This window comes from Subtercola vilae (genome assembly GCF_004923255.1).
Lineage (GTDB): Bacteria > Actinomycetota > Actinomycetes > Actinomycetales > Microbacteriaceae > Subtercola > Subtercola vilae.
On the sequence record NZ_QYRT01000010.1, the window covers coordinates 1 to 10,473 of the forward strand.

Annotated in this window: 10 protein-coding genes; 5 read left to right on the plus strand and 5 right to left on the minus strand. The window is 66.2% G+C overall.

Going from position 1 to position 10,473, the window contains the following annotated elements:
- Nucleotides 1–169: 169 nt before the first annotated feature.
- Nucleotides 170–1,117 (minus strand): uridine-preferring nucleoside hydrolase UriH, encoded by a 948-nt coding sequence (gene uriH, locus D4765_RS07080; RefSeq protein WP_136641594.1) that lies wholly within the window; start codon nt 1,115–1,117, stop codon nt 170–172.
- Nucleotides 1,118–1,341: 224 nt separating this feature from the next.
- Here uriH and D4765_RS07085 point away from each other — a divergent pair, with 224 nt between their 5' ends.
- The 3 genes from D4765_RS07085 to D4765_RS07095 are packed head-to-tail and all read left to right on the plus strand — an operon-like array spanning nt 1,342 to nt 3,202.
- A complete protein-coding gene (locus D4765_RS07085) occupies nt 1,342–2,463 on the plus strand; it encodes an adenosine deaminase (RefSeq protein WP_136641595.1) in 1,122 nt (373 codons plus the stop codon).
- 11 nt (nt 2,464–2,474) lie between these two features.
- Nucleotides 2,475–2,933, plus strand: a complete 459-nt coding sequence (locus tag D4765_RS07090) for a PTS sugar transporter subunit IIA (RefSeq protein ID WP_136641596.1) — start codon at nt 2,475–2,477, stop codon at nt 2,931–2,933.
- A complete protein-coding gene (locus D4765_RS07095; protein WP_136641597.1) occupies nt 2,930–3,202 on the plus strand; it encodes a PTS sugar transporter subunit IIB in 273 nt (90 codons plus the stop codon). Before D4765_RS07090 ends, D4765_RS07095 begins: the two co-directional genes overlap by 4 nt.
- Nucleotides 3,203–3,305: 103 nt before the next feature.
- On the opposite strand, the gene D4765_RS07100 is transcribed toward D4765_RS07095, so the two are convergent.
- The 3 genes from D4765_RS07100 to D4765_RS07110 are packed head-to-tail and all read right to left on the minus strand — an operon-like array spanning nt 3,306 to nt 6,741.
- Nucleotides 3,306–4,109 (minus strand): IclR family transcriptional regulator domain-containing protein, encoded by an 804-nt coding sequence (locus D4765_RS07100; RefSeq protein WP_136641598.1) that lies wholly within the window; start codon nt 4,107–4,109, stop codon nt 3,306–3,308.
- A gap of 47 nt (nt 4,110–4,156) precedes the next feature.
- Nucleotides 4,157–5,896 carry a phospho-sugar mutase gene (locus D4765_RS07105; RefSeq protein ID WP_136641599.1) on the minus strand — a complete coding sequence of 580 codons (1,740 nt, stop codon included), beginning with the start codon at nt 5,894–5,896 and terminating at the stop codon, nt 4,157–4,159.
- The gene (locus tag D4765_RS07110) at nt 5,893–6,741 is read right to left on the minus strand and encodes a purine-nucleoside phosphorylase (RefSeq protein ID WP_136641600.1); all 849 of its coding nucleotides are present in this window, start codon (nt 6,739–6,741) and stop codon (nt 5,893–5,895) included. Before D4765_RS07110 ends, D4765_RS07105 begins: the two co-directional genes overlap by 4 nt.
- 95 nt (nt 6,742–6,836) lie before the next feature.
- Between D4765_RS07110 and D4765_RS07115 the strand changes: the two genes are divergently transcribed.
- Nucleotides 6,837–8,273, plus strand: coding sequence for an NAD(P)H-quinone dehydrogenase (locus D4765_RS07115; protein WP_136641601.1), 1,437 nt, complete (start codon nt 6,837–6,839; stop codon nt 8,271–8,273).
- Between the two features lie 49 nt (nt 8,274–8,322).
- On the opposite strand, the gene D4765_RS07120 is transcribed toward D4765_RS07115, so the two are convergent.
- On the minus strand, nt 8,323–8,556 hold the full coding sequence (locus D4765_RS07120) for a hypothetical protein (protein WP_136641602.1): 234 nt from the start codon (nt 8,554–8,556) through the stop codon (nt 8,323–8,325).
- A gap of 584 nt (nt 8,557–9,140) precedes the next feature.
- Between D4765_RS07120 and D4765_RS07125 the strand changes: the two genes are divergently transcribed.
- Nucleotides 9,141–10,469 carry a putative Ig domain-containing protein gene (locus tag D4765_RS07125; protein ID WP_136641603.1) on the plus strand — a complete coding sequence of 443 codons (1,329 nt, stop codon included), beginning with the start codon at nt 9,141–9,143 and terminating at the stop codon, nt 10,467–10,469.
- The last annotated feature ends 4 nt before the right edge of the window (nt 10,470–10,473 follow it).

Consider the following 10,473-nt stretch of genomic DNA (forward strand, 5'->3'; position numbering starts at 1 on the left):
CCCCACAACGTCGCTCAGCCCGCCCCTATGAGGACGAGTCTCCCCAGAACGTCGGCGTGTGGCGGGCTGAGCGACGTTGTGGGGAAAGTCGAGGGGCGGATCGGGTCTGCGCGGGGTCGGGTGCGGGACGGAGCCTGGCGTGGCGTGGCGCGGCGTGGCGTGGCGCGGGCTACTGGGCGGGGTCGCCGATGCGCTGCAGGGCATCCACTACGAGCGCCCAGAAGCGCCCGTGGTCGAGGCTGACGGCGACCTGGGTGGTGCAGTCGGCCGGAGCGGGGGCGCGAAAGTCGGCCACGGTCATGCCGAGCGTGAGAGTTCCTGTGAGTTCGATGTCGAGCGGAGCCGTGCGGGTGGTCATGATGCTCGGGTCGATCACGTAGGCCACCGCACACGGATCGTGCACAGGGGGCGAGTCGAAGCCCTGGTTGTCACGGTAGGCCTCCGCGAAGAACTCGAGCAACTCGCCCACGAAGCGTGCGGGCCCGGTGCCGACGGCGGCGATGGCCGCCGCCACCTCGGGCGTGGCGAGGGCCTGGTGCGTGAGGTCGAGCCCCACCATCGTGAGCGGCCACTTCTCGTTGAAGACGATGTGCGCGGCCTCGGGGTCGATGATGATGTTGAACTCGCTGGTGGCGCTCCAGTTGCCGCCCGCGTAGGCGCCGCCCATCAGAACGACCTCGCGTACGCGCTCGGCGATGCGCGGCTCTTTGCGCACAGCCATGGCGATGTTGGTCAGACCGCCCGTGGGAACAAGGGTGATCTCACCGGGCTCGTGCTGCATGATCGTGTCGATGATGAGGTCGATGGCGTGTCGTTTGTCGAGCTCGATGGTCGGTTCGGGCAGCACCGGGCCGTCGAGCCCCGACTCGCCGTGGATGCTCCCGGCCAGCTCGATCTGCCGCACCAGTGGCCTCGCCGCCCCCGCCGCGAACGGCACTCCCACGATTCCCGCCACGCGCGCCACCGACAGGGCGTTTCGGGTGACTTTCTCGAGTGTCTGGTTGCCCACCACGGTGGTCACCGCCATCAGCTCGATCTCCGGGTTGCCGTGCGCGAGCAGCATCGCGACCGCGTCGTCGTGGCCGGGGTCACAGTCGAGAATGATCTTGCGGGGCATGCGGGCTCGCTTTCGTCGGGTGCGGTGGGTCACTGTTCAGCGTGCTGCACGCGGCGGTTCGAGGCAACTCGAGGCGACTCGAGGCAACTCGACACGCGAGCGTGAACGCGCACCGAGAGTTTGCTGGATGCCCGCGGCGAGCACTCCGATAGATTATGAGTGGTACCTCACCCATACGAGGGCCGCGATGGGGCAGCTGCCCTTCGAACAGTGGAGGTAACACAATGTCGGTGCGCGGCGACGAACTCTTTCTGTCGGGCAGCGACATCAGCATCACGGGCCTGCCGAAAGTCTCGCTGCACGATCATCTCGACGGAGGGCTGCGCGGTCAGACCATCGTCGAACTCGCCGACGCCATCGGGTTCGAGCTGCCGGCGAACGGTGCCGAAGCGCTCGAGGGCTGGTTCGAGAACTCGGCCGACTCCGGATCTCTCGTGTCATACCTGAAGACGTTCGACATCACCGCTGCCGTCATGCAGACCAGCGAGGCGCTCACCCGGGTCGCCCGGGAGTTCGTGAACGACCTCGCCGCTGACGGAGTGATCTATGGCGAAGTGCGCTGGGCACCCGAACTGCACCAGGCCGGCGGGCTGAGCCTCGATGAAGCTGTTGCGGCGGTTCAGGCGGGCCTCGACCAGGGGGTCGAGGATGCGCTCGCCGACGGCCAGAGAACCCGCACCGGCCAGCTCATCACGGCCATCAGGCACGCCCACCGCTCGATGGAGGTAGCCGAACTCGCGGTGCGCCACCGCGAGCGGGGGGTTGTGGGCTTCGACCTTGCTGGGCCCGAACTCGGCTTTCCGGCCGCGAACCACCGCGCGGCCTTCGACTACCTCGCCCAGAACCACCTGCCGACGACGGTGCACGCGGGTGAGGCTGACGGTCTGAGCAGCATCCGGAGCGCGCTGTTCGACGGGCGTGCCCTGCGGCTTGGCCACGGAGTACGTATCGCCGAAGACATCACGGTCGAGCGGCAAGATGACGCGAGCACCTTCGTCACGCTCGGCACGCTGTCGCAATGGGTGAAAGACCGACAGATCGCGCTCGAGCTCTCGCCGTCGTCGAACCTGCAGACGGGGGCGATTGCCCAGTGGGGTGAGGAACTCATCGATCATCCGTTCGACCTGCTCTACCAGCTCGGATTTCGGGTCACCGTGAACACCGACAACCGGTTGATGAGCAACACCACCCTGAGCCAGGAACTCGCGCTGCTGTCGGATGCGTTCGCGTACGACCTCTCAGACCTCGAGACATTTCAGTTGAACGCCGCGGCTGCGACGTTCCTTCCGCTTGAAGACCGTGAAGAGCTGGCTGAGGCCATCTCCGAAGGTTTCGACGAGGCCTGAAGGGCTTTCGGATGCTCTCCCTACCCGACTCGGCGATCGCGTTGCAGCAGCACGCCGCCGACTGGCGCGAGGCCGTGCTGCTCGCAGGTGCAGCCCTCACCGATGCAGGCGTGACGACAGACGAATACGGTCCCCGCATGGTGGCCATGGTCGAGGAATTCGGTGCGTACATCGTCATCGCGCCGGGGCTGGCGCTCGCGCACGCGCGGCCGGGACCCGATGTGCTGGAGTCGGGCATGTCGGTGGTCACACTCGACGAGCCGGTGGTGTTCGGGCATCCGTACAACGACCCGGTGTCGGTCGTGCTCGGCCTCGCGGTGATCACCGCCGACGAACACGTGAGTGGAATAGCTGAGCTGGCGAATGTGTTCAACGATCCGACAGCAATCGACAGGGTGGCGCGCGCCGCAACTCAGGGCGAGGTGCAGGCGTTGTTTCAGCGCCCGAGCGAAACAGGGGGAGTCGAATGAAAATCGTTGCGATCTGTGGTGCGGGTGTGGGTACGTCAGGCATCCTGAAGGTGAACGCTGAGCGCGCCCTCCGCCGGCTCGACATCGAGGCCGATGTGACGGCGGCCGACATCGCGAGCGTGTCGGTGGTGGCGGCGGATGCACAGGTGATTCTGACGTCGCCTGAGTTCGTTGATTCGCTCGGAAAGACGAATGCCGACATCATCGTGGTCGAGAACTACTTCGATGTTGATGAGCTGACGGCGAAGCTGGAGCAGGCGCTGGGCTGAGCCTAGCTGAGGTGAGCTGAGACCGGCTGAGGTGAGCTGAGACCGGCTGAGGTGAGCTGAGACCGGCTGAGGTGAGCTGAGCTGATCCGAGCTGGGTGAGGCGTCAGAGCGCGGTCGGGGCCAGTTGCAGGTCGGATTCGATGCGTGCGGCTGTCTGCTTCAGTGCCGCCAGGTATTTCTTTCGCATGGCGTCGTTCGTTCCCGACGAGGCCTGCGTCGACACGTTGATGGCGCCCACCACCCTGCCGTCGGGCCCGGAAAGAGGCACGGCGATCGAGCGGAGCCCCGGTTCGAGTTCCTGGTCGACCACGGCCCATCCGTTCGAACGCACTTTGTCGAGTTCGGCAGTGAGGGCGTTCTCCGAACCCACGGTGCGTTCGGTCAGGGCGCGCAGCTTCACATCGTGAAGATACGAGGCCAGGTCGGCCGGTGAGAGCCCCGCGAGCAGTACTCTGCCCATCGAGGTGGCGTAGGCGGGCAACCGGGTGCCGAGGTTGATCCCCACCGTCATGATGCGGTGCGTGGGCACCCGCACGATGTACACGATGTCGGGGCCGTCGATGATGGCCGCCGACGTCGATTCGCCGACCGACCGTGAAAGCGCTTCGAGGTGCGGCTGGGCGATCTCGGGCAGGGTGATGCCCGAGAGGTAGCTGAAGCCGAGTTCGAGCACCTTGGCCGTGAGGGCGAAGGTCTTGCCGTCGGTTCGCACGTAGCCGAGCTCGATGAGGGTGAGCAGAAATCGCCGAGACGTGGCCCGGGTGAGCCCGGTTGCGCGTGCGATCTCGCTGAGGGTCATCAGCGGTGTGTCATGCCCGAAGACCCGGATGACCGACAGCCCCCGCGCGAGAGACTGCACGAATCCCGCGCTGGGGCCCGGCAGGTCGAACTCGCCAGTGTCGCTCATACTCGCGCCCCGCTCACAGGCATGACCCGCTCACAGGCTTGCCCCGCTCACGCGACCAGCTCGCGCATGCCGCGTTCGAGGGCCGAGAGGCGCTTCGCGACGGAGGCCTTGCGTTTTGCGAGGCTGCCCTCGCTGCTCGACACGTCGATGTAGACCTTCAGTTTCGGTTCGGTTCCACTCGGGCGAACCATGATGCGCGAGCCGTCGGTCGTGGTGATGCGCAGAATGTCACTCGGCGGCAGTTCGGCCGAACCGGCCGACAGATCGTCGATGCTCGCCACGGCGACCCCGCCGATGCTCTGCGGCGGGTCGGCGCGAAGGGCGGCCATGATCTCGCCGATGCGGCTCAGGTCGGTGACCCTCAGCGAGACCTGGGCCGAGTCGTAGTGGCCGAACCTCTCGCTGAACCGGTCGAGCTGGTCACTGAGAGTGAAGCCGTCAACCGCCAGCTCGCTGGCCAGCGACAGCAGCGCGACGGCTGCAGAGATGCCGTCTTTGTCGCGCACACTCTCTGGGTTCACGAGGTAGCCGAGCGCCTCTTCGAAGCCGAAGATGAGCCCCGGAACCCGTGACACCCACTTGAACCCGGTGAGCGTCTCCTGAAACCGCAGCCCATACGCGGCCGCGACGGCGCTGAGCGCGGGAGAGGAGACCACCGAGCACGCGAGGGTGGCAGGTTCGGTGGCGGCGGAGCCTACGGTCTCCGTCGCAGCGGCACTTGCCGCCGCGTGCTTCTCGGCAGCCCGCCACCCGAGAAGCGCACCCACCTCATTGCCCGTCAGACGCCGGTACCCGCTGTCGGTCGACTTGTCGGGCACCGCGATGGCGAGCCGATCGGCATCGGGATCGTTCGCGATGATCAGGTGCGCCCCCGACGACTGAGCGGTCTCGTACGCGAGGTCGAGCGCGCCGGGCTCCTCGGGGTTCGGGAACGCCACGGTGGGAAAACGTGCATCCGGTTCGATCTGCGCGAGCACCAGGTCGGGCTCGATGAAGCCGGCCGCGCCGAGCACCCTCGAGAACGTCTGCCAGCCCACCCCGTGCATGGCGGTGTAGACCGTTCGCGGCTGAGCACCGATCTCGCTGGGCGGCAGCAGACCTGCCGCTGCCGTCGCCGTGACGTAGGCGTCGATGACCGACTCGGCCGCCACTGTGTAGGCCGCCGAACGCGGCAGCTCGGGCACCAGCGACTCGGCTGCAACGCGCCGGATGTGCGTCTCGATCTCTTCGTCGGCTGGAGCCACGATCTGCGAGCCCTCGTCGATGCCGCCGAGGTACACCTTGTAGCCGTTGTCGTTCGGCGGATTGTGCGACGCGGTCACCATGATTCCGGCGCTCGCGTCGAGGTGGCGAACGGCGAACGCAACGACAGGGGTCGGCAGCAGCCGCGGCAACAGAATCGCGCGAAGCCCTGCGCCAGCGAGGAGTTCGGCCGAATCAGCGGCGAACACCTGGGAATTCTTTCGCCCGTCGTACCCGATGACCACCGACGGCACGACTCCGGGAGCGGCCTTCTCGAGCAGGTATGCGGCGATGCCGGCTGCGGCCTGGGCCACCAGTACCCGGTTCATACGGTTCGAGCCGGCCGCGATCTCGCCGCGGAGCCCGGCCGTACCGAACTTCAGACGGTCGTCGAATCGCTCGTGCAGCGTCGACAGCGCGTCGGCAACGTCGTCATCGGCCGGCTCCACGCGGGCCCGGGCGATGAGCCGGGTCAGCTCGGCTCTCGTCTCGGTGTCAGGATCTTGCGCCAGCCACGCCTCGGCCACCGCCACAATGCCGCTCACAGGGCCGCCACGATGCGAGCAAGCAGCGCGCTGATCACGGGTTCTGCCTGCTGGCCGGCCTCGATGACCTCGCGATGTGACAGCGCTGTCTTCGAGATGCCCGCGGCGAGGTTGGTGATGAGCGACATGCCCAGCACCTCCATGCCGGCCTCGCGCGCGGCGATGGCCTCGAGGGCCGTCGACATTCCGACGATGTGCCCACCGATGGTCTTCGCCATCTGCACTTCGGCCGGGGTCTCGTAGTGCGGGCCGCGAAACTGAACGTAGACGCCTTCGTCGAGTTGAGCATCCACTGTTCGAGCGATGTCGCGCAACCGCTTCGAATAGAGGTCGGTGAGGTCGATGAAGGTGGCGCCCTCGAGGGGCGAGTCGGCTGTGAGGTTGATGTGGTCGCTGATGAGAACGGGTGAGCCCGGCCGCCAGGTCTCACGAATGCCGCCGGCACCGTTGGTGAGAATCATGATGGATGCCCCCGTTGCCGCCGCCGTTCGAACGCTGTGCACCACCCGGCGCACCCCGTGGCTCTCGTAGTAGTGGGTACGGGCGCCGATGACCAGCGCGTGTTTGCCGCTCGGCAGTCGCACCGAACGAAGCGAACCCACGTGACCGACGACGGCGGGCGCGCTGAACCCGACGATCTCCGTGGCGGGAATGGTCGCAACCGTCTCGCCGATGAGGTCGGCTGCCTTCGCCCAGCCGCTGCCGAGCGTCAGCGCGATGTCGTGGTGCGCGACGCCGGTCTTCTCGGCGATCTGCCCGGCCGCCTTGAGGGCGATGTCGAAGGGGCTCAGATCGGCCTGGTCGAGCGGGTTCAGTGCGGGTTCGGAGGCAGGTGTTGAAGACATTCCACCACTTTAGTTAACGCGCCGGTAACCGATTCGATACGCGCCAGAATCTGTGCAGTTTGTCGGCCGGGGCGTCGCTGGGGAAGAATGGCCGTATGGCCTATGAATTCGAGCGCAAGCAGAGAATCACCGTTCTTGGCGGGGGCCCCGGTGGCTACGAAGCAGCCATCGCCGGCGCCCAACTCGGCGCTGAAGTCACCCTCATCGAACGGGTCGGGGTGGGCGGCGCGGCCGTTCTCACCGACGTTGTGCCCTCGAAGACGCTGATCGCCACCGCTGAGGCCGCATCGGCCATCGGTGAGGCCGCCGACCTCGGCGTGCAGTTCTTCAGCCGCACCGAGTCGGGCCGCGCGGTGCGCCCCGAGGTTGCAGTGAACCTGCAGGCCGTCAACAAGCGGTTGCTCGGCCTCGCGCGCCAGCAGTCAGAAGACATGAAGTCGACCCTCATTCGGTCGGGTGTGAAGGTCGTACAGGGCGATGGGCGACTGGATGGCCGTGATGCTGTCATCGTCTCGACCGGTCATGGCGCCGGGGCCATCGACTTCGACCGCATCGAAGCCGACACGATTGTGGTGTCGGTGGGCGCGAGCCCGCGCCTGCTCGCCAGTGCCATGCCCGACGGCGAACGCATCTTCACCTGGACCCAGCTCTACACGCTCGAGGCCATCCCCGAGCACCTCATCGTGGTCGGATCGGGTGTGACCGGCGCCGAGTTCGCGTCGGCGTACACCGCCCTCGGCTCGAAAGTCACCCTCATCTCGAGCCGCGATCAGGTTCTGCCGGGTGAAGACGCTGATGCTGCTGCGGTGATCGAGAACGTGTTCCGGCGCAACGGAATGACCGTGCTGTCTAAGTCGCGCGCCGATTCGGTGGTCAGAACCGAGAATGGCGTGGTGGCGACGCTGAGCGACGGTCGCACGGTAGAAGGCAGCCACTGCCTGATGGCGGTGGGGGCCATCCCGAACACCGCCGGCATCGGCCTCGAAGAGGCGGGCGTTCAACTCACCGAGTCAGGGCACATCCGGGTGAACCGGGTGGCTCGCACGAGTGTGCCGAGTATCTACGCGGCCGGCGACTGCACGACCTTCCTGCCCTTGGCATCCGTTGCCTCGATGCAGGGTCGCACGGCCGTCTTTCACGCCATGGGTGACGCGGTGAACCCCACCGAGATTCGCAACGTCGCCTCGAACATCTTCACCCAGCCCGAGATCGCCACCGTCGGCTGGACCCAGCGGCAGATCGAGGATGGCATCGCCCAGGGCGACATCTACAAGCTGCCGCTCAGCGAGAACCCCCGGGCCAAGATGATGGGCATCAAAGACGGTTTCGTGAAGCTGTTCGCCCGCACCGGTTCGGGTACGGTCATCGGGGGCGTCATCGTGGCCCCGAAGGCGAGTGAACTCATCTTCCCGCTCGCGCTCGCCGTCGAGCATCGCCTCACCGTAGACCAGGTGGCTCGCGCGTTCACGGTGTACCCGTCGCTCTCCGGCTCGATCTCCGACGCGGCGCGCGCGATGCACATCGTTCTGTAGCTGCGTTCGCCGGCGTGAGTGGGTCAATTTGGCACGCTCACGCTCACGCTCACGCGACTCGGCGTACCTCCTCGATGTCGTAGATGCCGAAATAGTCTTCTGACACCTCACTTCGGGCGAAATCGAACACCACCGACACCCGTGTGCGGTCTTTCCGCACGGTGACGTAGCGCACCGTCGCCAGCATGTCGCTCACACCGAACCTGACCATGACTTTCTGCCCGGCTCGCAGGGGTTCCGTTCGGTTCAGCTGAGTTGTGGGTTCACGTTCTGCGTTCACCATGGAGGCGCTCCAATCAGATCAGTGAGATGTTCTCGCATAATAGTATCCATTTCTGCGGCGACGAAGTCGAGCGACTGTCGCCATCGCCGGGCCGTCTCAAGGACGAGGGGCTGCATGGTTCTGCACGCCGCAATGCTGACCGGGTCATCGTGAATGAGGGCATTGCGCGCCTCGTTCAATCGCTGGAGTTGTAGCAGTGCGAAAGATCCGCCGACAGGGTGTAGTTCATTTATCTTGGTGACCAATGGCAGCCCCAGGGCGAGAAAGTCCGCTCCAAGAGTCGAGGGGTTGGCATTCCCGAAATCGAGCTTTCGCCCACTCTGAAAACGGTTGCTCACAATGGTTCGAACGCTCCCGAGGGGCACTGTCGTTTCCGTGACGATGGCGTCAATGCAGTCGCTCGCTTCGTGGGCCGCGCCATTCGAGTAGTGCAGATGAGGTCATGCAGTCAAGGTAGCCCCTGCGGCTTCGGAGGCCGGCTAGTTATCCACAGGCCCGTTCTGGGCCTCATAAATGATTTACTCTCGTCTTTGCGACGGTTGCCATGCTCGTTGGCCGGCCGCAACTACCGAGAGGAAACCTTCATGAATCGACGACTCTGTGCCGCCGTTCCCGTTGTAGCGCTGCTGATGGCGGGCGGCATTGCTGGCCTGGCGGGCAGCGCACAAGCCGTGGTGCATCCGGCGGCGTACGCGTCCCTTCCCCGGGGCGCAGAGCCCGGCGCACTGGTCGTCGACACGGCCGGTGACGTGTTCACGGTGAACCCGGGTACGAATTCGGTCAGCAAGGTGCTGGCCGGCGGCCGGCTCGACCCACGCTTCGACGGAACGCTTCCGTCGGGTTCGCTGCCCGTGCACATCGCAGAAGACGCGGCGGGAGCTCTTTACGTCACGAGCTTCACGACCAGCACGGTGGTGAAGCTCGACCCCGACACGGGGCTCGCCGACTCGGCCTTCACCGCACACGCCGGCGCCGCACTTGCGGGGCGGCACCCGGTCGACGTCGCCATCAGCCCGGCCGGCGCCATCTTCGTACTGAACAGCGGTGACGAGACAGTGGTCGAACTCTCGGCCGCGGGAGACGAACTCGCGGTCGCCGCACTCGACCCGGTCGCCGACTCGCAAGCGCTCGCCTTCGACGATCACGGCGACCTGTTCGTGGCGAACACCGGTGACGGCACCATCTCCCGCATCACGTACGGCACGGCCGGCCCCGCCTCGGTGACCCGGGCGTGGGCGACGCTCGACGCCGGCACCTACCCCACCGGCCTCGCCTTCGACCACCACGACCACGTCTACGCCGTGAGCGCGGCCGGCGCGAGCGTCTACGAGATCGGCGAAGATCTCCCCATCGGCCTGAATCTCATGTCACGGCACCGCATGCCCGGAACCTACCCCTTCGCCATCACGAACGATCTCATCGGCAATGTCTACACGAGCAATATCGGTGACAACACGATCTCGATGTTCGGTGTCGATGGCAGCGTGATCGATGCGGTCACGACGCTCACCGGATCACCGTCAGCCGAAGCGATCGTGGCCGACCGCAGCGGATCGCTGTTCACGGCGAACACGGCGACCGATTCGGTGGGTATCGCGCCACTCGCGCCCGTCATCACGTCGGCGGCTCCGCCTTCGGCGGCTCAGGTCGATGTGGCGTACCGCGCGCAGATCACCGCGACGGGCCTTGACCCGACGGTGTTCGCTGCCTTAGAACCGCTTCCGAGCGGATTGTCACTCGACCGGGCATCCGGAGTGCTGAGTGGCACCCCCACCGTCGCCGGCACTTTCGACCTTGACGTCTCCGCCGCGAACCTGGTCGGCCGCTCGGATGTGCAGCACGTCTCGCTTGTCATCGCCCCGAGGGCGGGGAGCACCGGTTGCTGGTACTGGAGCGGGCCGTGCGGCCTGTGAGGTG

Coding starts and splice junctions, on each gene's coding strand:
- D4765_RS07095 (WP_136641597.1), top strand. CDS start 2,930: ATGAAAATCGTTGCGATCTGTGGTGCGGGTGTGGGTACGTCAGGCATC.
- D4765_RS07100 (WP_136641598.1), bottom strand. CDS start 4,109: ATGAGCGACACTGGCGAGTTCGACCTGCCGGGCCCCAGCGCGGGATTC.
- D4765_RS07125 (WP_136641603.1), top strand. CDS start 9,141: ATGAATCGACGACTCTGTGCCGCCGTTCCCGTTGTAGCGCTGCTGATG.
- D4765_RS07110 (WP_136641600.1), bottom strand. CDS start 6,741: ATGTCTTCAACACCTGCCTCCGAACCCGCACTGAACCCGCTCGACCAG.
- D4765_RS07115 (WP_136641601.1), top strand. CDS start 6,837: ATGGCCTATGAATTCGAGCGCAAGCAGAGAATCACCGTTCTTGGCGGG.
- D4765_RS07085 (WP_136641595.1), top strand. CDS start 1,342: ATGTCGGTGCGCGGCGACGAACTCTTTCTGTCGGGCAGCGACATCAGC.
- D4765_RS07090 (WP_136641596.1), top strand. CDS start 2,475: ATGCTCTCCCTACCCGACTCGGCGATCGCGTTGCAGCAGCACGCCGCC.
- D4765_RS07120 (WP_136641602.1), bottom strand. CDS start 8,556: ATGGTGAACGCAGAACGTGAACCCACAACTCAGCTGAACCGAACGGAA.
- uriH (WP_136641594.1), bottom strand. CDS start 1,117: ATGCCCCGCAAGATCATTCTCGACTGTGACCCCGGCCACGACGACGCG.